Annotated in this window: 23 protein-coding genes; 15 read left to right on the top strand and 8 right to left on the bottom strand. The window is 72.3% G+C overall.

Annotated features, from left to right (window positions below):
• Positions 1 to 301 precede the first annotated feature (301 nt).
• From ACZ4UB_RS23895 to ACZ4UB_RS23880, 4 genes are all read left to right on the top strand, one after another.
• Positions 302 to 1,138: an NmrA family NAD(P)-binding protein gene (locus tag ACZ4UB_RS23895; protein WP_468072937.1), complete on the top strand. Its 837-nt coding sequence runs from the start codon at positions 302 to 304 to the stop codon at positions 1,136 to 1,138.
• Positions 1,139 to 1,232: 94 nt separating this feature from the next.
• On the top strand, positions 1,233 to 1,874 hold the full coding sequence (locus tag ACZ4UB_RS23890) for a hemerythrin domain-containing protein (RefSeq protein WP_468072935.1): 642 nt from the start codon (positions 1,233 to 1,235) through the stop codon (positions 1,872 to 1,874).
• Positions 1,871 to 2,365: an anthrone oxygenase family protein gene (locus ACZ4UB_RS23885; RefSeq protein ID WP_467962948.1), complete on the top strand. Its 495-nt coding sequence runs from the start codon at positions 1,871 to 1,873 to the stop codon at positions 2,363 to 2,365. Before ACZ4UB_RS23890 ends, ACZ4UB_RS23885 begins: the two co-directional genes overlap by 4 nt.
• Before the next feature lie 108 nt (positions 2,366 to 2,473).
• A complete protein-coding gene (locus ACZ4UB_RS23880) occupies positions 2,474 to 3,469 on the top strand; it encodes an AraC family transcriptional regulator (protein ID WP_468072933.1) in 996 nt (331 codons plus the stop codon).
• Positions 3,470 to 3,491: 22 nt separating this feature from the next.
• On the opposite strand, the gene ACZ4UB_RS23875 is transcribed toward ACZ4UB_RS23880, so the two are convergent.
• The 7 genes from ACZ4UB_RS23875 to ACZ4UB_RS23845 form a co-directional block, all read right to left on the bottom strand.
• A complete protein-coding gene (locus tag ACZ4UB_RS23875) occupies positions 3,492 to 5,162 on the bottom strand; it encodes a hypothetical protein (protein WP_468072931.1) in 1,671 nt (556 codons plus the stop codon).
• A gap of 161 nt (positions 5,163 to 5,323) precedes the next feature.
• A complete protein-coding gene (locus tag ACZ4UB_RS23870) occupies positions 5,324 to 5,971 on the bottom strand; it encodes a 4'-phosphopantetheinyl transferase family protein (RefSeq protein ID WP_468072929.1) in 648 nt (215 codons plus the stop codon).
• Positions 5,968 to 6,825, bottom strand: a complete 858-nt coding sequence (locus ACZ4UB_RS23865; protein ID WP_468072927.1) for an alpha/beta fold hydrolase — start codon at positions 6,823 to 6,825, stop codon at positions 5,968 to 5,970. Before ACZ4UB_RS23865 ends, ACZ4UB_RS23870 begins: the two co-directional genes overlap by 4 nt.
• On the bottom strand, positions 6,822 to 7,310 hold the full coding sequence (locus ACZ4UB_RS23860; protein WP_468072925.1) for an SRPBCC family protein: 489 nt from the start codon (positions 7,308 to 7,310) through the stop codon (positions 6,822 to 6,824). Before ACZ4UB_RS23860 ends, ACZ4UB_RS23865 begins: the two co-directional genes overlap by 4 nt.
• A gap of 161 nt (positions 7,311 to 7,471) precedes the next feature.
• Positions 7,472 to 8,998 (bottom strand): FAD-binding protein, encoded by a 1,527-nt coding sequence (locus ACZ4UB_RS23855; RefSeq protein ID WP_468072923.1) that lies wholly within the window; start codon positions 8,996 to 8,998, stop codon positions 7,472 to 7,474.
• Between the two features lie 13 nt (positions 8,999 to 9,011).
• On the bottom strand, positions 9,012 to 10,574 hold the full coding sequence (locus tag ACZ4UB_RS23850; RefSeq protein WP_468072921.1) for a flavin-containing monooxygenase: 1,563 nt from the start codon (positions 10,572 to 10,574) through the stop codon (positions 9,012 to 9,014).
• A gap of 9 nt (positions 10,575 to 10,583) precedes the next feature.
• On the bottom strand, positions 10,584 to 11,480 hold the full coding sequence (locus ACZ4UB_RS23845; protein WP_385776400.1) for a class I SAM-dependent methyltransferase: 897 nt from the start codon (positions 11,478 to 11,480) through the stop codon (positions 10,584 to 10,586).
• 259 nt (positions 11,481 to 11,739) lie between these two features.
• Between ACZ4UB_RS23845 and ACZ4UB_RS23840 the strand changes: the two genes are divergently transcribed.
• The 3 genes from ACZ4UB_RS23840 to ACZ4UB_RS23830 are packed head-to-tail and all read left to right on the top strand — an operon-like array spanning position 11,740 to position 13,750.
• Positions 11,740 to 11,994 carry a hypothetical protein gene (locus tag ACZ4UB_RS23840; protein ID WP_330335474.1) on the top strand — a complete coding sequence of 85 codons (255 nt, stop codon included), beginning with the start codon at positions 11,740 to 11,742 and terminating at the stop codon, positions 11,992 to 11,994.
• A gap of 20 nt (positions 11,995 to 12,014) precedes the next feature.
• Complete coding sequence (locus tag ACZ4UB_RS23835; protein ID WP_467962963.1) at positions 12,015 to 13,001, top strand: 3-oxoacyl-ACP synthase III family protein; 987 nt, start codon at positions 12,015 to 12,017, stop codon at positions 12,999 to 13,001.
• A complete protein-coding gene (locus ACZ4UB_RS23830; protein WP_468072919.1) occupies positions 12,998 to 13,750 on the top strand; it encodes an SDR family NAD(P)-dependent oxidoreductase in 753 nt (250 codons plus the stop codon). Before ACZ4UB_RS23835 ends, ACZ4UB_RS23830 begins: the two co-directional genes overlap by 4 nt.
• 154 nt (positions 13,751 to 13,904) lie before the next feature.
• On the opposite strand, the gene ACZ4UB_RS23825 is transcribed toward ACZ4UB_RS23830, so the two are convergent.
• On the bottom strand, positions 13,905 to 14,804 hold the full coding sequence (locus tag ACZ4UB_RS23825; protein WP_468072917.1) for an AfsR/SARP family transcriptional regulator: 900 nt from the start codon (positions 14,802 to 14,804) through the stop codon (positions 13,905 to 13,907).
• Between the two features lie 371 nt (positions 14,805 to 15,175).
• Between ACZ4UB_RS23825 and ACZ4UB_RS23820 the strand changes: the two genes are divergently transcribed.
• The 8 genes from ACZ4UB_RS23820 (at position 15,176) to ACZ4UB_RS23785 (ending at position 22,793) form a co-directional block, all read left to right on the top strand.
• The gene (locus ACZ4UB_RS23820; protein ID WP_468072915.1) at positions 15,176 to 16,387 is read left to right on the top strand and encodes an aminotransferase class I/II-fold pyridoxal phosphate-dependent enzyme; all 1,212 of its coding nucleotides are present in this window, start codon (positions 15,176 to 15,178) and stop codon (positions 16,385 to 16,387) included.
• A gap of 56 nt (positions 16,388 to 16,443) precedes the next feature.
• Complete coding sequence (locus tag ACZ4UB_RS23815) at positions 16,444 to 17,697, top strand: beta-ketoacyl-[acyl-carrier-protein] synthase family protein (protein ID WP_467962968.1); 1,254 nt, start codon at positions 16,444 to 16,446, stop codon at positions 17,695 to 17,697.
• Positions 17,694 to 18,578: a MaoC/PaaZ C-terminal domain-containing protein gene (locus ACZ4UB_RS23810; protein WP_468072913.1), complete on the top strand. Its 885-nt coding sequence runs from the start codon at positions 17,694 to 17,696 to the stop codon at positions 18,576 to 18,578. Before ACZ4UB_RS23815 ends, ACZ4UB_RS23810 begins: the two co-directional genes overlap by 4 nt.
• Positions 18,575 to 20,134, top strand: a complete 1,560-nt coding sequence (locus ACZ4UB_RS23805; RefSeq protein WP_468072911.1) for an AMP-binding protein — start codon at positions 18,575 to 18,577, stop codon at positions 20,132 to 20,134. The genes ACZ4UB_RS23810 and ACZ4UB_RS23805 overlap by 4 nt, the downstream gene beginning before the upstream one ends.
• Positions 20,131 to 20,382: a phosphopantetheine-binding protein gene (locus tag ACZ4UB_RS23800; protein WP_330335466.1), complete on the top strand. Its 252-nt coding sequence runs from the start codon at positions 20,131 to 20,133 to the stop codon at positions 20,380 to 20,382. Before ACZ4UB_RS23805 ends, ACZ4UB_RS23800 begins: the two co-directional genes overlap by 4 nt.
• 37 nt (positions 20,383 to 20,419) lie before the next feature.
• Positions 20,420 to 21,475 (top strand): hypothetical protein, encoded by a 1,056-nt coding sequence (locus ACZ4UB_RS23795; RefSeq protein ID WP_468072909.1) that lies wholly within the window; start codon positions 20,420 to 20,422, stop codon positions 21,473 to 21,475.
• Entirely contained in the window at positions 21,468 to 22,319 is an 852-nt protein-coding gene (trpA, locus tag ACZ4UB_RS23790; RefSeq protein WP_468072907.1) for a tryptophan synthase subunit alpha, read from the top strand. The genes ACZ4UB_RS23795 and trpA overlap by 8 nt, the downstream gene beginning before the upstream one ends.
• 99 nt (positions 22,320 to 22,418) lie before the next feature.
• Positions 22,419 to 22,793 carry an ectoine synthase gene (locus tag ACZ4UB_RS23785; protein ID WP_330335463.1) on the top strand — a complete coding sequence of 125 codons (375 nt, stop codon included), beginning with the start codon at positions 22,419 to 22,421 and terminating at the stop codon, positions 22,791 to 22,793.
• Positions 22,794 to 22,844: the final 51 nt, after the last annotated feature.

The raw sequence follows: 22,844 nt of genomic DNA, 5'->3' as shown, positions 1-22,844 counted from the left end.
GTGGAAGGTCGCTGGGGGAGCGTCGGGGACCGGGTGGAGGTGCGCGGGGAGGCCGGCGCGGGAGTCGCTCGCACGTCGCCGGGGATCGCTTCGGGAGTCGCTCGGCGACGGCTCAAGGCGGGGTCGAGGGGGGCTGGGGAGGCTGTGGCAGGGCGGGGTAAGGCATGCCTACGATTCGAGGGTTCCCGCCGCCGCCACGTACTCCACGCCCCCTGTCGCGGGCCCAGGCCGTAGACGCACGCGTATGGAGGCGAGCTTCGTGGCTATGGCCCGTCTCGCGAGACTGGACTTGACTGTACTCATGACTCAGAACACGCAGAACACGCAGAACGCGCAGATCACCCTCGTCATCGGAGGCACCGGAAAGAGCGGTCGCCGCGTCGCCGAAAAACTCGCCGCCCAGGGGCTTCCGGTACGGGTCGGATCGCGCCATGGTGAGCCGGCCTTCGACTGGAACCAGCCGGACACCTGGACCGCGGCCCTGGAGGGCGTCGACCGGGTGTACGTGACCTACTACCCGGACTTAGCTTTCCCGGGTGCCGCCGAGCAGGTCGGTGAGTTCTCCAAGCTGGCCGTCGCGAGCGGCGCGCGCCGCCTGGTGCTGCTCTCGGGCCGGGGCGAGGAGGCCGCGGAGGTCAGCGAGGACAACCTCAAGGCCTCCGGCGCCGACTGGACCGTGGTGCGGTCCAGCTGGTTCAACCAGAACTTCAACGAGAGCTTCTTCCTGGAGCCCGTCCTGGCCGGCGAGATCGCCCTGCCGACCGGGGACGCGGTGGAGGCCTTCGTCGACGTCGACGACATCGCCGACGTCGTGGTGGCCGCCCTGACCGACGACAAGCACATCGGCAAGACCTACGAGCTGTCCGGTCCGCGGCTGCTCAGCTACACCGACGTCGCGGCGGAACTGTCCAAGGCCACCGGCCGGGAGATCAAGTACATCTCGGTCACCAACGAGGAGTACCGCGCCGTCCTGCGGGAGAACGACCTCCCGGAGGAGTTCGCCGACCTGTTCACCATGATCCTGGACGGCCGCAACGCGCACCTGGTGCACGGGGTCGAGGAGGCCCTGGGCCGCAAGCCCAAGGACTTCGCCGACTTCGCCCGCGAGGCGGCGGCGACCGGGGTCTGGAACGTCTGACCGGGCCGTACGTACATCCCGGGCCGCGTGCCCGTGAGACCGCCCGGGGTGTACGTACGACCGCACGCCCCGCCCCCACCGACAGGAGGCCCCGATGACCGGCACCCCCCGACCGTCCTTCTCCAGCGAGAACGGACTGGCCGCGCTCCCGCCGCACTTCCACGGGTTCGCGCTCATGCACATCGCGATGCGGCGCGACGCGGCGAGGCTGCGCGCGGCGGCGCCCGCCTGGCGGGGCGGTGGCGCCGAGTGGTGGCAGCGGCTGCGCGAGGTCATCGAGTGGCACCACACCAGCGAGGACGACGTCCTGTGGCCGGGGCTGCGCCGCCGGGACGCCGACTTCGACGCGCAGGCCCGCGAACTGCACGACGACCACGAGGAGTTGGACGCCGCGATGGCGGCGGTGTCCACGGCCGTGGGGCGCGGCGGCGACGGCCTGGCCCCGGCCGCCAAGGCGTTCGAGGAGATCCTGCACGGTCACCTGCGCGACGAGGAGCGCGTGGTCTTCCCGGTCTTCGACCGACTGGGGGAGCGGGCCTACCTGGCGGAGGAGCGCAAGGTCGTCTCCAGCGCTCCGGTGCGCGTGATGACGTACCTCCAGCCGTGGATGTTCGACGGCGCGAGTCGGGAGTCCGTCTCCCACGTGTCCTCCACCATTCCACCGCCGGTCCGGCTGATCGGTGCGACGCTGTTGCGCAAGCGGTACGAGCGCACACTGAAGGGACTCCTGACGTGACGAGCACGACGACCCAATCGGCCACCCTGGTGGCGGCGACGGTGAGCACGGGCCTGATGGCCGGCCTGTACTTCGCCTTTGACATCTCGGTGATGCCGGGCCTGGGACGCGGTGACGACCAGACCTACGTGACCGCGATGCGGAACATCAACGACGCCATCGACAACGGGCTGTTCGGCCTGCTCTTCCTCGGGGCCTTCCTCGCCACGGGCGTCGCGGCCGCGCAGCAGCAGCGCGGCGGCCGACCGGACGCGGCGCGCTGGGGCTGGACGGCCTTCGCGCTCTACGCCCTCTCGCTGGTGGTGACCGCGGCGATCAACATCCCGCTGAACAACCAACTGGCGCGCGCCGGAGCCGATTTCGGGGCTGCCAGGTCCCGCTTCGGAGGCCGCTGGGCCAGCGGCAACCTCGTGCGCACCCTCGCCTGCACCGCGGCCCTCGCCGCGCTGGGCCGGGCACTGACCCTGCACGGCCGCGGCTCGGCGGCGTAGGCCGACAGGGCCTGGCACCACCCCCGTGAACGGCGCCCGCTCTCGATTCCGTCCCCCGCGGGGGAGCGGGCGCTTCGGATCCACCCGAACCAGGAAGGTCCGTGGGCGATGGACACTTTGACCGGTCTGCTGGAAGGCCCCAAGGCCCGCGGCGCCTTCCTCCTGAAGTCCGTCTTCAACCCGCCCTGGTCGCTGCGCGTCGAGGACCGGGCCCCGCTGTCCGTCGTCACGATGGTGCGCGGCGAGGCGTGGCTGGTACCGGACCGGGGCGAGCCCGTGCTGATCCGCCCCGGCGACCTGACCGTCGTACGCGGCCCCGATCCGTACACGGTCTCCGACAGCCCGGACACCCCGGTCCAGATCACCGTGGGCCCGGAGCAGCGCTGCAACACGCAGGAGGGCGAGGACGTCACCGACACCATGGCGCTGGGCGTGCGCTCCTGGGGCGAGGCCTTCGAGGACGACGGCTCGGCCATCATGCTGAGCGGCACCTACCAGGCGCCCAGCGAGATCGGCCGCCGGCTGCTGAACGCCCTGCCCACGATCCTGGTCCGGCCGGCCGCGTCCGGCGACGACACCCTGGTCCGGCTGCTCGCGATGGAGATCGGCAAGGACGAACCGGGCCAGGAGATCGTCCTGGACCGCCTCCTGGACCTGCTCCTGATCGGCATCCTGCGCACCTGGCTCGCCGACCCGGGCAGCGGCGCGCCCGCCTGGTACCGCGCCCAGAGCGACCCGGTGGTCGGGCCGGCGCTGCGGCTGCTGCACGAGAACCCGGCCCACGGCTGGACCGTCGAGGAACTCGCCCTCAAGGTCGGCGTCTCCCGCGCCTCGCTGGCCCGCCGCTTCGCGGAGGTCGTCGGCGAACCCCCGGTCGCCTACCTCACCGGCTGGCGCCTGGCCCTGGCCGCCGACCTCCTGCGCGAACCGGACGCCACCGTCGCCACGGTCGCCCGCCGCGTCGGCTACAGCAACGCCTTCGCCCTCTCGACGGCCTTCAAACGCGTCCGCGGCGTAAGCCCCCAAGAATTCCGCACGGGCACCACCCCCAACACCCCCCAGGAAGCCCCGGCGCCTCCGCGCACGGTGATCCTGGGGGCGTGAGGGGGGCTGCCGGGGGCCCGCGTCAGGAGGCCGGGGCGAAGCCCGTCACCGTGGGGTACTGGCCGACCGTGCCCGCGCCGGGGAAGACCGTGATCCGGCCGGCGGCGTCGGCGGACCACAGATCGGGCAGGTGGTCGCCGGTGAGGTCGCCGTCGGCGCCGATCCGCGGGTGGGCGCCGGTCGGCAGCGTGGCCAGGACGCGGCCCTCGGACGGGTCGACGAAGGCGGAGAAGTCCGGCGCCTCGGCCGTCCCCTTCACGGAGAAGGCACGGACCTCGCCGTTCGCCCGGGAGCGCGCCCACAGGGTCGGGAACGCGGTGCCCTGCGCGGGGCCGGGAGTGAGCAGGTCATAGTCGGCCCACAGCTGGTGCCCGCCCGAGAGCAGGGTGGCCGAGGGGGCGAGCGAGTTGATGAAGTCCCGCTGCGACAACCACAGCCGGCCGTTCTCGACGAAGAGCACGGAGGTGTTCGGCAGGATCCCGTTGACGGCCGTGTCCCCGCTGGGCGAACCGAAGGCCGCGACCTGGGTGACCTGCGCCCAGTCGGCGCCGTAGCCGTGCTCCGCGCAGTCGATGGCCTCGCCCGCCGGGTTCAGGCACTGGGTGGGCTTGCGGACCTCGATCGGGGACTGATCGGTGAACAGGCCCGTCTGGTCGTTGCGGAACAAGTACAGCGACGTGTCGCCCGGTGCGTGCCCCAGCAGGTCGTCGACCTGCTGGAAGCCCAGGCTCCCGCGGTGGGTGTACTGGACGCCCGCCCAACTGCCGCCGCGGCCGGGAGCGGCCAGCCGGTTGGCGTTCGCACGAGCCCGGGGATCGGAGCCCGCCGTACGGAGGTTGCCCGCGGCGTCGGGGACCAGGACGTCCGGGGTGCCGTCGGCGTCGATGTCGCCGAAGGCAGCGGGGTTGGTGGACGGCTGGGCGTAGTACGTCAGCGCCGCGGGCTGCGAGACGTTGCCCGCCTCGTCCATCGTCTGGAGCAGAAGGCTCTGGCTGCCCCACCCCGCGGGCTTGACCTTGATCTCGGCCGCGCCGTCGACGAGGCGCACGACGCGGTTGTCGGTCGCCTCGTCCGAGCACTTCCACCCGACGCTCATGACCGTGTCCGTGGTCCAGCGGGCGCAGGCGATCCCGGAGCCGGTGTCGGAGCCGTGCAGCGTGAAGCCGGCCAGCTGGCCGACCTTCTTGGGCGTAGCGTCCGTGGTGATCTCGGCGGTCGGCGGCGTGTGGTCCACGCGGAAGTAGCACCAGGCCGTGTAGGGGCCGGTCAGCGTGCCGTCGGTGCTGCGGGCGCGCCAGGCGTACTGGCCCCCGTCCGCCAGGCGGTCACCGGGCACGTTCGTGCGCGCCTCGCCCAGCGGCGCCCAGGACGTCGGGTAGTCGGTGCGCGGGCCGCCGTACGCTGTGTCCCACAGCTGGAAGTCCGTCCGCAGCTGAGTGGCGGCCGGGGAGCTGGTGTTCACACGGAGCGCGAGGTCGCCGAGGCCGACCCAGCCCGCGCCGCTCCCGGTGTACGGGTCGGTGTCGCAGTCGGAGTAGCGGCCCTCGCCGGCGAAGCCGGGCGTCGGAGCGGTGCGCGGCGCGGTGGTCCGGGGCGCGGCCGGGTCCTGGGCGGCCGCGGAGGCGGGCGCCGCGGCCGGCAGGCCGAGCCCCAGGGCCAGCGCGGCCGTCAGGAGTAAGCGGGCACGGTGCATGGTGATGGATCCCCCCTGGGAAGTTCGTGAGGGGAGCAGAACTATCAGATCGCACCGACGTTCCCACCGGCTTTACGGCCCCGGGCCGGCCCCCGCGCCCGTCCCGGACCGTCCCGGGCATCGCATTCCGGTCAGATCGCCGAGGCGCCCCCGCGGGCCCCTCACCCCGCCCGGTGGACCGCCGTCAGCACCAGCTCCGCGGTCGACAGCCAGCGGCCCGTGTAGTGGGGGTCCAGCGCCGGGGCCGTCGGTGGGGGGTGGAGGACGCAGGTGAAAGTGCCGGTGGGGGAGAGGGTCAGGGTGGCCTGGCGGAAGCCCAGCCAGGTGTGCGTGGCCGGGTACCAGGCCTTGTACACCGCCTCCTTCGCCGAGAAGAAGAGGCGCTCCCACGGGGTGGTGGGGTCCGCCGCGGTCAGGTCGGTGAGGTGGGCGCGCTCCGCCGGGGACGTGATCAGGCCGAGTACGCCCGGCGGGAGCGGGCCCGCCGGTTCGGCGTCGATGCCCAGGGCCGCGGTGCGGCCGCGGTGGTCCGCCACCGCCGCGCGGTAGCCGTCGCAGTGGGTGATGCTGCCGACCACCCCGGTCGGCCAGGCCGGGGCGCCGCCCGGGCCCGGGAGCAGCGCCACGGGGGCGTGCCCGAGGTCGGCCAGGCAGCGCCGGGCGCAGGCCCGGGCCGTCGCGAACTGGCGGTGGCGGCGCGCCCGCCGGCCCGTCATCAGCGCGGCCTCGGCCGGGAACAGGGGGGCGGGCGCCGCGTCGTCGAAGGCTTCCGACGACGCGACGCCCGGGGGGAGCAGGGACTCGATCATCGGCGCGAGGCGAGCTCCGCGACCGCCGAGACCACCAGCAGCGGGCGCTCCAGGGGCAGCATGTGCCCCGCGCCGGAGACCGGTTCGAAGCGGGCGCCCGGCAGGGTCTGCGCGAGGATCTCGGCGAGCGCGGGGGCGATCACCTTGTCGCCCTCCCCGTGCAGCACCACCGCGGGCACCCGTACGGACTTCAGCGCCGCGCGCGCGTCCCAGCCCCGCGTGCTGCGGAAGAACTCCGCCCGCACGTGCGGGGCGGTCGCCGCGAACAACTGCCGGTTCACGTCCAGCGCGACCGGGTCCACGCCCTTGCCCATCGTCGAGCCGAGCAGCTTGCCGCCCAGCCAGGACCGGTGCAGCGCCCAGGAGAAGAGCGCGTTGCCCATCATCTTGACCTCGCTGTCCGGGGTGTCCTGGCCGTGCGCGGCCGTCCCCAGCAGCACCAGGCCGTGCAGCCGCGCGGCCCCGGGGTCCTGGGCGGCGTACGCCAGCGCCGCGAACCCGCCGCCCGAGTGGCCGACCACCACCGCCCCGCGCGCGCCGGTCTCCTCCAGTACGGACGCCAGGTCCGCGCCGAGCCGCTCCATCGAGACCGGGGTCCGGCCGAGCGTGGAGGCCCCGTGCCCGCGCTGGTCGTACAGGACCACCCGGTGCCCGGCCCGGATCAGCCGGTCCGTGACCGTGCCCCAGACCCGCCGGGTGTGCGCCCAGCCGTGCACCAGGACCACGTCCACCGCCGGCGCCGTGCCCGCCAGCGGGGTCAGCACGGTCACCGCCAGCTCCGCGCCGTCGTCCGTCCGTACGGTCAGCTCCCGGCTCAGCTCGCGGGCGAGGGACGCCTCCATGGCCGCGCTCATCCCCGCGCCCCCGAACCCACCGGGGCCGCCAGCTTGCGGTCGAGCGACTCGAAGGCCGACAGGGCCCCCTTGGAGTGCTCCGCGCCCAGGTCGGCGACCTTGGACAGGACCTTCAGGAAGCCGTTCGGGGTGCCCACGAAGTGCATCGAGATCCGGGTGCGGCCGTCCACCAGCGGCTCCAGCCGGAAGGAGGCGGTCCCCCGGAAGACCCCGTCGACGTACGCGACGTCCAGCCGTCGGCCCGGGTCCACCGCGACGGTGCGCTGGGTGAAGCGGAGCTTGAGGCCGCCGTTGTCGGAGCCCTTGGTGTGGACGGTCACCGCGACCCGGCCGCCGACGCGGTCGGCCGCGCCGGAGAGCAGCTCGAAGGTGTTGTGCGGCACCCACCATTCCTTGGCGCCCTGCAGCTCCGCGACGAGCGCCTCCCAGACGGCGGGCGCCGGGGCGTCGATCACCGCCTCGTCGATCCGGTCGTAGGTCGTCATGGCGAAACCCTCCAGTGGGTACGGGGAAAGGGAACGGCGGGGCGGGGAGCCTCCCCGGCGACGGGCGGCCTCCCCGGGACGGGCGCAAAGGCAACGGCGGGGGCGGGGAGCCCGCCCCCGCCCCCGCCGCCGGTGCTCCCCTACCGGTAGGACTCCCGCCGTCAGGCGAAGAAGCCCTGACCGGGGGTGAGGATGTTCTTCGGGTCGTACTTCTTCTTGGCGTTGACGAAGCCGGTCCAGCGGTTGCCGAAGTGCTTCTTCCAGTCCGCGTTCGTCATCGGTATCGAGCCCACCAGGTAGCGCTTGGCGCCCAGGCCCACCGCGATGTCGTACAGCCGGCGGTTCTGGTCGATCATGCCCTGGATGTTGGGCTCGCCCGGGTTGGGGAAGCGCAGCAGGTCGAAGAGGTAGACCACGGACTCGTTGGGCATCATCGCCAGCGGCCGCTTCAGCTTCGAGGTGAAGAACGGGTAGAAGAGCAGGAACCCGCCACCGAGGGAGTTCGCGTCCAGCTCCTGCTCCACCAGCTTCATGAACTGCTTGGTCTTCGACGCGGGGAGGAACATGCTCAGCCACGGCTTGGGCGTGTACCAGTGGCCGCCCTCCTTCAGCACCGCCTCGTAGGCGTCGAGCCGGAACATGTAGTCCCGGAACGACACGTCCTCGATGATCGCGTCCGCCCGTACGTCGTGCAGGTCGCACAGGAGCTTCGCGCGGTCCGGCGGGGTCGTGTTGTAGGTGGCGCCGACCTCCAGCTTGTAGCGCCAGCCCGAGCCGTCCGGCTTCTGCAGCATCTCGCCCGCGTGGACCTGGAAGCGGCCGTCGCCCAGGACCTTCTCCGAGTCCGCGAGGTACGTCGCCACGTCCGCGTAGAACAGGCTGAAGATGACCGAGCGCTTCGGCGCCGGGATCAGCTTGACGGTGGCCCGGACGATGATGCCGACCTGACCGCCGCCCGACAGCGCCGCGTTGAACAGCTCCGGCCGCAACTGCGCCGTCGCGGTGACCAGCTTGCCGTCACCGGTGACGATGTCGATGGACTGGACGGTGTCGCACAGCAGGCCGTACCGCTGCACGGTGCCGCCGATCCCGCCGATGCTGATGGTCCCGCCGACCGAGATGTACAGGTAGTCGGGGAGCGCCGGCGGGGTCTTGCCCACCTTGAGGGTCGCGTCGGTCAGCTGCCCCCAGGTCACACCGGCCTCGACCACCGCGTGGTCGGAGCCGATCGACAGGATCCGCGAGATGCCCTTGGCGTCGATGGAGATGCCGCCCGGGACGCGGGCCTGGCCGTACACCGAGTGCGACTCGATGTCGCTGCCGGTGCCGCCCTGGCCGTTGACGGCGAGCTGGATGCCGTTGGCCCGGGCGTAGTTGACGATCGTGACGATGTCGTCCGTGCCGCCCGGCCGCAGGACGGCCCACGGCTTGCTCGCCGCACCGTCGAAGAGGTGCCCGAAGTCGTGCCCGAAGCCCTCGACCGTCGCGGGCGCCGTCTCCAGGGTCCCGATCAGCCCCGGCACCGGGACGACGTCGGTGTTCCCCGCCGCCTCGGCGGCCGTGGCCCAGGTCTGGGACACGGCGTTCCAGCCGACGACCGCGACCGCCGTGGTGGCGATCCCGCCGAGGATCCGGCGGCGGGACGGCTGGGCGGCGCTGCCCGCGGCGTCTGTGTGGGTGCTGCTCATCTGCCTACGTCTCCTACTGGTGAGGTACCGGCTTGGTGCTGCGTACCTGGGAAGCGAGCTCGTACTCGCTCAGGTCGAGGCGCTTGGTGCCCCGGCGGAAGCGCCAGGTGTAGGTCGGGAAGATGGACGTGTTGCGGCCGCTCTCGTCGAGGTACCAGCTCTTGCAGCCGCCCGACATCCACACGGTGCCGTCGAGGTGCTTGTCGAGCTTCAGGTTGTAGGCGTCCTGCGCCTCCCGGCGGACCTCGATGCTCGACAGGCCGTGCTTCTGCGCCTGCTGGAGCGAGTCCACGACGTACTGGACCTGCGCCTCGATCATCACGGTCTGCGAGGAGTGGCCGAGCGCCGTGTTCGGGCCCAGCATCATGAAGAGGTTCGGGAAGCCCGCGATGGTGGTGCCGCGGTGCGCGGACATCCCGTCCTTCCACGCCTCGCGCAGCTGGACGCCGTCGCGGCCCCAGATCTGTCGCGCGACCGGCCGGTCGGTGGCCCGGAAGCCGGTGCCGAGGATGATGGTGTCGACCTCGCGCTCGACGCCGTCCGTACCGACGATGGAGTTCGCCCGGACCTCCGCGATGCCCTCGGTGACGATCTCCACGTTGGGCTGCTGGATCGCCGGGTACCAGGTGTTGGAGAACAGCAGCCGCTTGCAGGCCACCAGGTAGTCCGGGGTCAGGCGCTTGCGCAGCGCCTCGTCCTTGACCGACTTCTCCAGGTGGTCGCTCGCCATCTTCTGGACCTTCTCGGCGAGCTTGGGGCGCTTGAAGAAGAAGGCCAGGACCTCCCGGCCCCACATGTTGAAGCCCCGCCGGAACTGCTGGTAGCCGGGCAACGAGCGGAGCATCCTGGTCTGCAGCTCGCTGTTGGCCTTGTCGGGCTTGGGGCCGATCCAGGCGGGCGTGCGCTGGTAGAGGTCCAGGTGCCCGACCTCGGGCTGGATCGCCGGCACGAACTGGATCGCCGAGGCGCCCGTACCGATGACGGCCACGCGCCGGCCCGTCAGGTCGTGCTCGTGGTCCCAGCGCGAGGAGTGGAAGACCTTGCCCTGGAAGTCGGACAGCCCCTTGATGTTCGGCACGGCCGGCTCGCTGAGGTAGCCCGTGCCCGTCACCAGGAACTGCGCGGTGTAGTCGCCCTGCGAGGTCTCGATCTTCCAGTGCCGCTCGCCCTCGTCCCAGCGGGCGGCCAGCAGCTCGTGCTGGAACCGGATGTGCGGACGGACGCCGAACCGGTCGGCGGTGTCGCGCAGGTAGGCGTACAGCTCGTCCCGGGACGCGAACGTCGACTTCCAGTTCGGGTTCCGGGCGAACGAGAACGAGTACAGGTGGGACATGACGTCGCACGCACAACCCGGATAGCTGTTGTCGCGCCAGGTGCCACCGACCTCATCGGCCCGTTCGAACACCAGGAAGTCGTCGATGCCCGACTGCAGCAGCCGGACGGCGGTACCCAGGCCCGAGAACCCGGTACCGATGACGGCGACCCGCAGGTGGCGGGTCGGCCCGCGGCCCTTGGCGGCCGCCTCGGTCGTCGGGCGGGCTCCGCCGTCCTTGGCCGGTTCGAGAATGCTCGTCACGTCGGCCTCCTAGCGGCGCGTGATGGTCACGCGGAAGTTGTTGAAGAACTTGTCCTCGAGGGTGTACGCGAAGATGTCGAGGTAGCGCTCGAAGCGGGCCACGACCTCCTCGCCCTCCAGGGCGACGGCCTCGTCCCGGCGCTCGGCGAGCAGCACCAGCCAGGCGCGGCAGGCCATCGCGAAGGACTCGCGCTCATTGACGATCTCGTCGATCTCGAAGAGGCCCTCGGCGCCCGCGGCCAGCTCGTGCAGGTGCGGGATGTGGCAGTCCTTGAACTCGGACCGCTGCAGGAACTTCAGGTCGTCCAGCAGCGCGCGGTTCATCGGCAGCGCCTCGGCCGTCATGGTGTGCAGCACGAACTTCGCACCCGGCTTCAGGGTGTTCGCGACCTGCTGGAAGAAGTACCGGTAGCGCTTGGTGCGCTCCTTCGGCGGCAGCGCCGAGGAGACGAAGTGCTCCAGCGCGTTGATGCAGAACGCCGCGTCGTACTTCTCGCTGTCGTCGGCGACCTTGTAGTCGGCCCAGCTCTCGACCAGCGTGGTGATCCGCGGGTTCTTCAGCCCGTCGATGAAGGCTTCCTGGGTGCGCGACAGGGTCAGGCCGACGGCCTGCTCCGCGCCGTGGACGGTGGTGAGGCGGTTGAGCATCGTGCCCCAGCCGCAGCCGATGTCCAGCACGCGCTGGGCGGCGCCGGCGCGGACACCCGCCAGTTCCGCGAACTTGTCGAGCTTGCGCTCCTGCGCCTCGTCGAGGGTGGCGACGAGGTCCTCGCCGTCCTCCCAGTAGCCGCCGGAGTACATCATCGTGGGGCCCAGCAGCAGCCGGTAGAAATCGTTGCTGACCTCGTAGTGGTGCCTGATCGCATCGACCTCGGGGTCCACCGACTTGGGGGCGACCGTTGTCATCTGATCCTCATTCCTGGCTGTCCGGGGCTGTCCGGCTGGGCCCTGGCTGTCCGGCGGGGCCGTCCGATCTGAATTCGCGTCCGAGGAAACCCGATGACGCGCAAGGCATGCGCAACACGGTTCGAATCCGCTGGAAAACGGGGGTGCGAAGGACGGGGTGGCGGCCCGTGTTGCGCCTTCCTTGCGGGCCCGGGGTTTTCATCGCTGTCGAAAACACAGACGCACTGCCGAGTTGCACTGCCGAGAGAGGACCGACCCCATGTCGCTGCCCACCATCGAAGAACTGGCGAGCCAGCTCGAGGCCGTTTCGGGTGCCGCAGAGGTCAGCCCCGACGCCCCGCTCCAGCACATCGCGGACGTCGACTCGCTGGACCTGATGGAGTGGCTGTACGGATTCCAGACCAACTACCCGCACATCCCGGCCGACGAGTCGCTCTTCGCGGACCTCGACGACACGACGACGCTGCGCGATGTCTACGCGAAGATCGTCGAGCTCGTCCCGGCGCAGGCGTAACAAGGGACGAGGGGAACCACGTGACCGGCTTCGACATCACCGGGTGGGGAATCTCCGTACCCGAGCGCGTCGTCACCAGTGCGGAACTCGCGGAACGCTTCGGCGTGGACGAGCACTGGGTCGTCAGCCGCTGCGGGATCCGTGAGCGGCGGGCGGTCGACCCGGGGCAGACGACCGTCTCCCTGGCCGTCGAGGCCGGCCGGCGCGCCCTGGACAAGGCGGGCCTCACCGGCGCCGACATCGCCCACCTCATCGTCGCCACGGCGACGCCCGAACAGCCGTCCCCGGCGACCTCCGCGTTCGTCCACCACGAACTCGGGATCGCCGGGAGCGCGCACGACGTCAACTCGGAGTGCGCGGGATTCGTCTACGGACTCGTCTCCGCGATGGCCCTCATCGCGATCGACCCGCGGCCGATCCTGCTGATCGGCTCCGACACCCACACCCTGACGGCCAATCCGGCCGACCGGGACCTGTCCATCCTCGTCGGCGACGGCGCGGGCGCGGTCGTCATCGTGCCCGGCCCGGAGAACCGGGTGAAGGCCTGGAACCTGGGCGCCGACGGCTCCTGCACCGGATCCCTCAAGGTGCTCGCGGGCGGCAGCCGGATGCCGACCACGGCGGAGACCGTCGCGGCGGGCCTGCACTACGCGCAGATCAACGGCAACGAGATCTACCTCAACGCCGTCCGCTACACCGTCCGCACGGTGCGCGAGACGCTGGAGAGCGCCAAGGTGGACGCGGCCGACGTGGACCACGTGGTGCCGCACCAGGCCAACATCCGGATCATCAACTCGATCATGTCCCACACCGGGCTGCGCCAGGAGGCGCTGATCACCAACCTCCAGAAGTACGGGAACACGGCCTCCGGCTCGATTCCGATCGCGCTGGCGGAGGCCCTCGACGAGGGCCGGATCAAGGCCGGTGACAAGGTCCTGCTGGCCGGCTTCGGCGCCGGTATGACATGGGGTTCGATCCTGATGGAATGGGGCGGTGCGGCAGCATGAGCAACAAGAGTGCGGGCCAGCGGCCCGAGTCCCCGGTCGCCCTCGTCACCGGTGCCTCGGGCGGCCTCGGGCAGGCGCTGGCGCTGGAGCTGGACGCCCTGGGCTGTCGGGTCGCCGTGCACTACAACAGCTCGCGCGACGCGGCGCTGGCGGTGCAGGAGAAGCTGACCAATCCGTCCGTCCTGGTCACCGGTGACGTCGGCTCGTGGGAAACGGTCCAGGGGATCTACGCGGAGATCTCCGCGGGGCTCGGGCCCGTCGACGTACTCGTCAACAACGGGGCCATCCGCAAGGACGGCCTCATGGCGATGCAGAGCCCGACGGACTGGGCGCAGGTCATCCAGACCAACCTGATCGGGTCCTTCCACACGGCCCGGGCCTCGGTCCCGGCCATGCTGCGCCAGCGCTGGGGCCGGGTGATCAACATCGTCTCCCCGTCGGGCATCATCGCGACCGCCGGACAGACGGCGTACTCGGCCTCCAAGGCGGGCCTGATCGGCTTCACCCGCACGCTCGCGTCGGAGTGCGGCCGGCGCGGCGTCACGGTGAACGCGCTGTCCCCGGGATTCATGATCACGGGGATGACGAAGGACCTCCCGGACCGGGTGATCGAGGGCATGGAGGACAAGGCCCCCATCCCGCGGTTCGTGACGGTCGAGGAGGTCGCGCGCAGCGCCGGTCTGTTCCTGGACCAGGACTGCATGACGGGCCAGGTCATCAGCATCGACAGCGGTGTGTCCATCACCTGAGCCACCGTCCCGCCCGCTCCACCCCGAACGGCTCCGGCCCCCGCCCCCCCTCAGGGAGGCCGGGGCCGTTCGGCGTGCCCCGCGCACGCCGGAAGGGGCCGCCCCCGACGAGGGTGACGGCCCCTTACGGTCGGTCCGCGCCGGTTCCCCGGCCCTACGCCGCCGAGCTCGGCGCCGTCGGGTGCGTCACGCAGCCGTGGTCCGAGAGGGAGCACGGCTGCGGTGCCGTCGCCCGGTCCACCTCGAACATGCCCATCAGGAAGGGGTCCAGGACCGCGAACGGCCGCGCCGCGGGCCGCGGCTCCGGCGTGCGCAGCAGGTCCAGGTACGCCGCCTCCGTCTCCGGCGCCGGGTCGATCCCCAGCTCCTCCGCCAGCACCTCGCGCAGCTGCTGGTAGCTGCGCAGCGCCTCCGCGCGGTTGCCCGCCCGGGTGTGCGCCGCCATCCGGCAGCGGTACGCGCTCTCGCGGAACGGAGCCCGCCGCACCGCCTCCTCGGCGTACCGCAGGGCGTGGTGCTGGTCGCCCAGCGCCGACGAGGACAGGCTCGCCGTCTCCAGCGCCTTGAGCCGCAGCTCCTCCAGCTGTTCGCGCACCGCGTTGACCCAGTCCCCCTCGTGCGAGGGCAGGAACGAGCCGCGCAGGTTCGATACGGCGCCCGCGGCCAGCTGTTGGGCCACCGCGTAGGCCCCCTCCGCGTACGCCTCGGCCGCCTCCGCCACCGCCGTCTCCGCGCACTCCACGTCCACGGCGGCGTCCTGCGGTATGCGCAGGACGTACCGGCCGCCCTGCGCGATCAGGGGCGTCACACCGGGCTGGTCCTGCGGGGTGGTGACGAAGGTCCGTACGCGGCTCACGACGCTGCGCAGCGCCGAGGCCCAGGTGTCGGGCAGTCCCTCGGGCCATACGGTCTCGGCCAGTTGGTCACGCTCGGTGCCTCCCGTCCGTTCGAGGAGGAGCCGGGCGAACGCCACCTGCGCCTGGGCGCTGGAGAGGTGCTGCGGTGGGGCTCCGTCCGGCTCGATCGTGACGAGACCTACGAGTCTGATCAGCACAATGCACTCTCCGAAACGGTCGACTTCCGGCCGTGTCCCCCTGGTTCGCGTGCGGTTCGAAGATACCTGCGGGCCTTCTCCGTGTGTCAACAGAGCCCGGCAAACATTCCTTCGCGAATGAAATGCCAGGTCGAATGGGGGTAGAGGGTTCGGCCCCGGGAATTCGAGCCCCACTGGCGGAGCACTGGAATCCCGCCCGCGAAACGACTGGAGCGCCGCTCGCGCGAGGCTAACGCCCCGCTCGCGTCCCGCTGTTGCGTCGCCATTGCGCCGCCGCGGGTTAATGGAATTCCACTAGAGCCCAGCCGGAAGAACGGCGGGGCACCGATGGAGTTCCGGGTCCGCCGGACGATCACGACGAGGAGAAGCACGTGAACGCATCCGCCGCCTGGGACCGCCTGGAGCCGAAGCTGGCCTACTTCAGGGACCGCGTAGCGTCGCTGGAGTACGAGCCCAACCGCAAGAACAGCTTCGTCGCCTACACGGTGGAGCGGGACTCGGCGTACGCGGACCAGGACGGCCAGCGGCTGCTGATGATGTCGGGCTACAGCTACCTCGGCCTCGCCGGGGACGAGCGGGTGGTTTCGGCCGCCAAGGCCGCCGTGGACCGCTACGGCACCGGCAACCACGGGGTCCGCGCCCTGGCCGGCTCCACCCCGCTGCACGAGGAACTGGAGGCGGAGGTCGCCCGCTTCGCCGGCCGCGAGAAGGCCCTGGTCTTCGGCTCCGGCTACGCGGCGAACGTGGGCACCGTCGGCGCCATCGTCGGCCCCGGCGACACCGTCTTCATCGACAAGTACGACCACGCCAGCATCGTCGACGGCTGCAAGCTCTCCGGAGCCACCGTCACCCGCTTCCGCCACAACGACGTGGCGCACCTGGAGCGCCGCCTGGCCGCCGCCCCCGACACCGGGGTCCGCCTGGTCATCGTCGACAGCGTCTACTCCATGGACGGCGACATCGCCCCCCTCGTGGAGCTGCGCAAGGTCTGCGACGCCCACAACGCGCTGCTGATGGTCGACGAGGCCCACGCGCTCGGTGTCATCGGCGCCACCGGCAAGGGCATCGAGGAGCACTTCGACTACGAGGTGAAGGTCGACATCAAGCTCGGCACCCTCTCCAAGGCCATCCCCTCCATGGGCGGTTGGGTCGCGGGCTCCGCCGAGCTCGTCCACCACCTGAAGTACGCCGCCCGCCCCTTCCTCTTCTCCGCCGCCCTCGGACCGGCCCAGGCCGCGGCCGCCCTGGAGTCCCTGCGGGTGCTCCAGCGCGAGCCGGAGCGGGTCGAGTTCATCCAGCGGGAGTCGGAGCGCTTCCGCGGCATGCTCCACGACGCCGGGATGAGCACCGTCGACAGCGAGACCGCCGTCGTCCCGATCATCGCCGGGTCCGACGAGGCCGCCTACGACTACGCGACCACCTGCCGCAAGAACGGGGTCATCGGCCTCCCCGTGGTCACCCCGGCGGTCCCCAACGACCTGGCCCGGCTGCGGATCGCCATCACCGCCGCCCACACCAAGGCGGACATCGACTTCGCCGCCGAGGCCTTCATCAAGTCCGCCCGCGAGTGCCGGATCATCTGACGCCGCTCGGCCGACCCCGCTTCCCCCCTTCCGCCCGCACGCCACCGAGGAGAGACATGCCTGGATCGTCCAGGGGCAGTTCGGCGCAGCCGCCCGTCGCCATCACCGGCATGGGCGTGGTCACCCCCGGCGGGTGCACCCCGGACGAGTTGTGGAGCACGCTGCGGACCGGCCGGTCCACCGCGGCCGAGCTGACCCACTTCGACCTCAGCCGCCACCGGGTCCGCATCGGCTGCCGCGTCCGCGGCCTGGAGGAGCTGGCGGGGCTGGTCCCCGCCAAGGAAGCCCGCCGGATGGACCCCTTCGCCCACTACGGCACGGTCGCCGCCCTCGCCGCCCACCGCGACGCCGGCTCACCCACCGCCGAGGCCGGCCGCACCGCCATCGTCGTCGGCAACGCCGTCGGCGGCCGCGCCACCAGCGACCTGGAATCCGCCCACTACACCGAGGTCGGCCCGGCCCGGGTCAACCCGCTCATGCCCCTGATGACCATGCCCAACGCGGCGGCCGCCCAGATCGCCATCCGGCTCGGCTGGACCGGCCCCGCCCTCACCGTCGCCAACACCTGCGCCAGCGGCGCCGACGCCATCGGCCACGCCCTGATGCTGCTCCAGACCGGCCGCGCCGACCTCGTCATCGCCGGGGGCTGTGAGCACACGCTCACCCCGGTCACCCTGGCCGGCTTCGGCAACCTCAACGCCGTCTCGCTGCGCAACGACGACCCCGAGCACGCCTCGCGCCCCTTCGACGTGGACCGCGACGGGTTCGTGATGGGCGAGGGCGCCGGCTTCGTCGTCCTGGAACGCCTCGACGACGCCCGGGCCCGCGGGGCGAGGACCTACGGGCTGGTGGCCGGGTACGCCGCCACCGCCGACGCCCACCACCTGGCGATGCCGCTGCCCGACGGCGCCGGAGCCGCCGCCGCCATGGCCGGGGCCATCGCCGACGCGGGACTCGACCCCACCGACATCGTGCACGTCAACGCGCACGGCACCTCCACCCCCTACAACGACCGCTCCGAGGCCGCCGCCCTGACCAAGGTCTTCGGCACCGCGCAACCCCCCGTCACCGCCCCCAAGTCCGTCATCGGCCACCTCATCGGCGCCGCGGGCGCCGTCGAACTCATCGCCACCGTGCAGGCCATGCGGCACCGCGAGGTGCCGCCCACCGCCAACCTCGAACAGCTGGAGCCAGGAATGGACATCGACGTCGTCCACGGCGCGCCGCGCGCCGTCCCGTCGGGGCCCGCGATCACGAACTCCTTCGGGTTCGGCGGCCACAACTCCTCCGTGGTGGTGACGCCGGTATGACGCTCCTCGCCCTGCCCGCCCCCGTGCGGACCCTGACCGTCACCGAGGCCGACGTCACCGGCTACCGGGCCGCCGCCCGCCCGGGCCTGGCCCCCGCGGCCCCCGGACAGTCCTCGCCCGTCCACCCCTTCGTCCTCGCCCACACCGTCGCCGAACAGACCGTGGCGGAGCTGACCGCCGCCGAACCGGGCCCGGTCTCCGTGGTCCACCTCGGCCAGGACATCCGCGTCCTGCGCCCGGTCCGCCCCGGCGAGGAGGTCACCGTACGGCTGGAGGTCCTCGGGATCCGCAAGGAGCCGCGCGGCGCCCGGATCGCCCTGCGGGTCCGGCTGACCGGACAGGGCGAGGGCCGGACCGGCCCGGAGCCCTTCGCGGAACTGGTCATCTCCGCCCTGCTGGTGGGCGCCACCCTGCTGGAGCCCTTCGGCGACATCGCCGGCGGCTCCCCGGCCCCCACCCCGCTCGGCGCGGGACCGCCGCAGACCGTGACGCACGAGCTGACCACCGACCGGATCCGTACCTACGCCCACGCCTCCGGCGACCTCAACCCCATCCACCTCGACCCGGAAGCCGCCCGCGCGGCCGGCTTCGACACGGTCATCGCCCACGGCATGAGCGTGGTCGCCCTCGCCGTCGAGGAGGCCGTCGACCGCTTCGCCGACGGCGACGCGAGCCGGGTGCGCGGCCTCGGCTGCCGCTTCTCGGCCCCCGTGCCCCCCGGCGTACCGCTGGACATCGTCCTGCAGCCCGACGCCGAGGCCCGGGTGGTCCGCTTCACCTGCAAGACCCCCAAGGGCGCGGCCGTCAAGAGCGGCTGGGTCGAGATCGCGGGGCCGGCCCCGGCCGCGCCGCCGGCACCCGAAGGAGGTGACCTGCCGTGAGCGCTCAGCACAACCCCGCCCCCGGCCTCGTCGCCGGATTCCTGACCCAGGTCCACGACCGGCCGCACGCCACCGCCCTCGTCTTCAACGGGGCCGAGACCACCTACCGCGAGCTGTACGACCTCGCCGGCCGCGAACGCGACCGCCTCGCGCGCCTGGCCCTCGCCCCCGGCGAGCCGGTCGGCGTCCTCGCCGACAAGTCCCCGGCCACCGTCGCCCTCGTCCTGGCCGCCCTGCTCGCCCGTCGCCCGGTGATGCTGCCGTCCCCGGCCCTCGCGGACACCCTGCTCGCCGACCTCTTCGCCCAGGCCGGGTGCCGCCACGTCCTCGCCCCCGGCGGGGAGGGCGCCCGGGTGGTCCCGAGCCCCGACGTCACGGCCCAGCCGCTGCCCGCCGAGGAGGCCGCCGAGGTGGCCTTCATGCTCACCACCTCGGGCTCCACCAGCCTGCCGAAGATCGTCCCGCTGGGCCGGGACGAGGTGGACCGGTTCGTCGCCTGGGCCGGCGCCGCCTTCGAGATCGGCCCCGACCGGACCGTCCTCAACTACGCCCCCCTCAACTTCGACCTGTGCCTGCTGGACGTGTGGACCACACTGGCCCGCGGCGGCAAGGCCGTCCTGGTCGACCCCGCCCTCGCCGCCCACGGCCGCCACCTGCTCGACCTGGTCGACCGGCACGAGGTGCACGTCGTACAGGCCGTGCCCATGGCCTTCGGACTGCTCCAGGACGCGGCCGCCAAGACGGGCGCCACCTTCGAGACCGTCGAGCACGTGATGTTCACCGGCGACGCCATCGCCGACCGGACCTTCGCCGCCCTGCCGACGCTCTTCCCCAAGGCCCGCATCCACAACATCTACGGGTGCACCGAGACCAACGACAGCTTCATCCACGAGGTGGACACGTCCGCGACCTCCTTCCCGCCCGTCCCCATCGGCCGCCCGCTCCCCGGGGTGCACGCCCTGGTCCTGGACCCGGCCACCGGCGCGGTCGTCGAAGGCGCCGGAAGCGGGGAGCTGTACGTCTCCACCCCCTTCCAGACCCGCGGCTACCTCGACCGCACCCGGCACGCCGACAAGTTCACCGGCCACCCGCTCGGCCTGGACGACCGCCGCTGGTTCCGCAGCGGCGACCTCGTACGGCGCGACGCCGAGGGCACCCTGCACCTGACCGGACGCACCGACTTCCAGGTCAAGGTGCGCGGGGTCGCCGTCAACACCGCCGAGATCGAGCGGGTCCTCCAGGAACACCCCGAGGTCCAGGAAGTGGGCGTGAGCGCCCTGCCCGACCCGATCGCGGGCAAGAAGCTCGTCGCCGCGGTCCAGCGGGTCCCCGGATCCACCCTCAGCGTCCTCGCCCTGCGCGCGCACTGCGCCCGGCACCTGCCCAGGAACGCCGTCCCGACGCAGCTCACGCTCACCGACGAGCCGCTGCCGAAGACGGCCACCGGAAAGGTCGACCGCAAGGCGCTCGACCGCCTCGCTCCGGTCACCGCGTCGGCCCACGCCACCGCGTCAGCTCCCGCCACCGCCCCTCTCGCCGAAGGAATCCCGTCATGAGCAACGTCGACACCATCAAGAACTTCGTCATCACCGAGTTCCTCCCGGGCACCGCCCCCACCGAGCTGGCCGTCGACCACGACCTCCTCAACGACGGGGTCATCGACAGCCTCGGCGTCCTCAAGCTGATCGCCTGGGTCGAGGACCGCTTCGAGCTGGCCGTCGGCGACGCCGACCTCGACCCGAACAACTTCCGCAGCGTGGAGGCGATCGACCACTTCATCGCCGACGCCCGCGCGGCGGCCTGAGCCAACCACCGAGAAGGATGAGGGAGGGGGAGCGACCGTGCACGAGGCACTCACCGGTCTGCTGGAACAGCGGGCCCCGATCGGGCGCGAGACCTGGGGTTCCTGGTGGGACCTGCTGGGCGAAGGCGGCCTCGACACCGCGCAGGTCGTCGGCCTGCTGGCCTCGCTGACCAGCCGGCTCCCCGACCACGACACCCTGCGCCACCTGCTCGACTCGCTCGCCGAGCGCCGTCCGCCGACGACGGTGACGGGCCCCTGGGAGGGCACCGTCAACGTCGTCGGGACCGGCGGCGGCCCCCGCACCTTCAACATCTCCACCGCCTCGGCCTTCGTCGCCGCGGCGGCCGGGGTGAAGGTGGTCAAGACCGGCTCCCGCGCCTACACCAGCTCCCTCGGCTCCGTCGACCTGCTGGAACGGCTCGGGGTCCGCCTCACCTCCTCCTACGCCCAGACCGAGGACACCCTCGCCGCGTACGGGATCGCCTTCGCCGGGCCCTTCGTCTACCCGGCGCAACTGACCCGGCTGGCGCGGATCGTGGCCCCGCTGAGCATGAAGCCCTTCGGGCGCTTCCTGAACGCGCTCGGGCCCTTCCTCGCCGACCTCCCGGTGGCCGCCCAGATCACCGGCGTCTCGGCCGCCGCACCGCTGGACACCCTGCGCCGACTGGCCGCGTCCACCCTCACCCGGCGGATCTGGCTCACCGCGAACGACACCGGGGCGGACGAGCTGCTGCCCTTCGCCACCAACACCGTCTACGGGGAGCGTGCCATGACCCGGATCATCAGGCCCGGCGAACTCACCCCGGGCGACGGCTCCTTCGGGGACCTGCGGCCGGTGGCCGACCCGGCCGACGCCGTCTCGCACTTCCTCTCCGTGCTCTCCGGCACGGCGGGCGCGGTGGCCAGCCGTACGGTCGCCCTCGGGGCCGCGGCCCTGCTGGTGGCCGAGGGCACCCGCCGCGACTGGCCCTCCGCGGTCGCCCTGGCCCAGGGCGCGATCGTCTCGGGCGCCGCCCGGGACCTGGCCGAGCGCATGGCCGCGGCCCCCAAGCCGGCTCCGGCAGCGCGCACCCGGGCGGTGTCCCGTGCCTGAGACCACGAGGACCACGACCCCCGCGCGGCTCCCCGCGCCCTTCTTCCCCGGGCGCCGGACCTCCGACGGCGCCCCCGGACTCGCCCTCTTCCTCAACGCGGGCGACCCGCCCCTCCCGGTCCTGCGCGACCTCGTCCTGATGCTGGACGAGGAGGGCGTGGACTGCCTCGAACTGGCCGTGCCCTTCCCGGACTCGGTCACCGACGGCCCCGTCATCCGGCGCTCCGCGCGCCGGGCGCTGGAGCGGGGCGGGGCCGCGCTGGACGACGTACTCGCCTTCGTGGCGGACGTACGGCCGCACCTGAACCACACCCGGATCGCCCTGCTCACCGACTGGAGGTACTCCCTCGGGGACCGCGACCTCGGCGCCGTCACCCGCGAGATCGCCGCGTCGGGCGCGGACGGACTCCTCGTCCACGCCCTGCCGCCCCGGCTGCGCACGGAGCACCTGGAGTCGGCCGCCGCGGCCGGACTCCCGGTGGTGACCACCTGCTACACGCAGAGCCCCGCCGACACCCGGGCGCAGGCGGCCGCCGCCGCCTCGGCCTACCTCTACCTCGTCGCCCACTACGGGCGCAGCGGCACGGCCCCCGCCACCGGGCACGCCGCCCTCGCCCACACCGTGACCGCACTGCGGGCGCACACCGAGGCCCCGATCGCCGTCGGCTTCGGGGTCAACACCCGCCAGGACGTGGCGGCCGTCGGGGCCAGTGGCGCCGACGCCGCGATCATCGGCTCGGCCGCCGTGGCCGCCGTGGAACGGGCCCAGCAGGACGGGCACGACGTGCCCACGGCCTTCCGCGCCTTCGTCCGCTCGGTCCTGCCGACCACCGTGACTGCCTGACCTGCCTGACCTGCCTGACCTGCCTGACCTGCTTGAACGTACCGCTCGTACCGCTCGTACCGTCCCCCTCCGCTCGCCCTCACACCTCAGGAGTTCGCCATGATCGTTCGTGACATCGAGTCCGTGAAGACCGTCGAGTGGGGCAACGGCCTGAGCCGCCGCTTCCTCCTGGCCGAGGACGGCCTCGGCTACACGCTGACCGACACGGTCGTGCTGGCCGGCACCAAGTCCCGCCTGGAGTACGTCAACCACCTGGAGGCGTGCTACTGCATCGCCGGCTCCGGCGAGGTCATCGAGCTCGACGGCACCTCGCACGAGATCGTCCCGGGCCGGATGTACGCGCTCGACCAGCACGACGCCCACTTCCTGGTCGCCAGCCCCGACGAGGACCTGCGCCTGGTCTGCGTCTTCTCGCCCGCCCTGCGCGGCAACGAGGTGCACAACCTCGACGCCCACAGCTCCTCGGCCTACTGAACCACCCGCGGGCCGCCCGGGACCACCTGCCCCACGGCAGACCCGGGCGGC

This window comes from Streptomyces sp. NPDC028419 (assembly GCF_055565515.1).
The sequence above is the reverse complement of the archived record's forward strand: the minus strand, read 5'-3'. Positions and strand labels throughout refer to the sequence as shown.

Excerpts from the sequence above, each read along its gene's own strand:
- ACZ4UB_RS23895 (WP_468072937.1), top strand. The coding sequence starts at position 302 with ATGACTCAGAACACGCAGAACACGCAGAACGCGCAGATCACCCTCGTC.
- ACZ4UB_RS23890 (WP_468072935.1), top strand. The coding sequence starts at position 1,233 with ATGACCGGCACCCCCCGACCGTCCTTCTCCAGCGAGAACGGACTGGCC.
- ACZ4UB_RS23880 (WP_468072933.1), top strand. The coding sequence starts at position 2,474 with ATGGACACTTTGACCGGTCTGCTGGAAGGCCCCAAGGCCCGCGGCGCC.
- ACZ4UB_RS23875 (WP_468072931.1), bottom strand. The coding sequence starts at position 5,162 with ATGCACCGTGCCCGCTTACTCCTGACGGCCGCGCTGGCCCTGGGGCTC.
- ACZ4UB_RS23870 (WP_468072929.1), bottom strand. The coding sequence starts at position 5,971 with ATGATCGAGTCCCTGCTCCCCCCGGGCGTCGCGTCGTCGGAAGCCTTC.
- ACZ4UB_RS23865 (WP_468072927.1), bottom strand. The coding sequence starts at position 6,825 with ATGAGCGCGGCCATGGAGGCGTCCCTCGCCCGCGAGCTGAGCCGGGAG.
- ACZ4UB_RS23860 (WP_468072925.1), bottom strand. The coding sequence starts at position 7,310 with ATGACGACCTACGACCGGATCGACGAGGCGGTGATCGACGCCCCGGCG.
- ACZ4UB_RS23855 (WP_468072923.1), bottom strand. The coding sequence starts at position 8,998 with ATGAGCAGCACCCACACAGACGCCGCGGGCAGCGCCGCCCAGCCGTCC.
- ACZ4UB_RS23845 (WP_385776400.1), bottom strand. The coding sequence starts at position 11,480 with ATGACAACGGTCGCCCCCAAGTCGGTGGACCCCGAGGTCGATGCGATC.
- ACZ4UB_RS23840 (WP_330335474.1), top strand. The coding sequence starts at position 11,740 with ATGTCGCTGCCCACCATCGAAGAACTGGCGAGCCAGCTCGAGGCCGTT.
- ACZ4UB_RS23830 (WP_468072919.1), top strand. The coding sequence starts at position 12,998 with ATGAGCAACAAGAGTGCGGGCCAGCGGCCCGAGTCCCCGGTCGCCCTC.
- ACZ4UB_RS23815 (WP_467962968.1), top strand. The coding sequence starts at position 16,444 with ATGCCTGGATCGTCCAGGGGCAGTTCGGCGCAGCCGCCCGTCGCCATC.
- ACZ4UB_RS23810 (WP_468072913.1), top strand. The coding sequence starts at position 17,694 with ATGACGCTCCTCGCCCTGCCCGCCCCCGTGCGGACCCTGACCGTCACC.
- ACZ4UB_RS23800 (WP_330335466.1), top strand. The coding sequence starts at position 20,131 with ATGAGCAACGTCGACACCATCAAGAACTTCGTCATCACCGAGTTCCTC.
- ACZ4UB_RS23785 (WP_330335463.1), top strand. The coding sequence starts at position 22,419 with ATGATCGTTCGTGACATCGAGTCCGTGAAGACCGTCGAGTGGGGCAAC.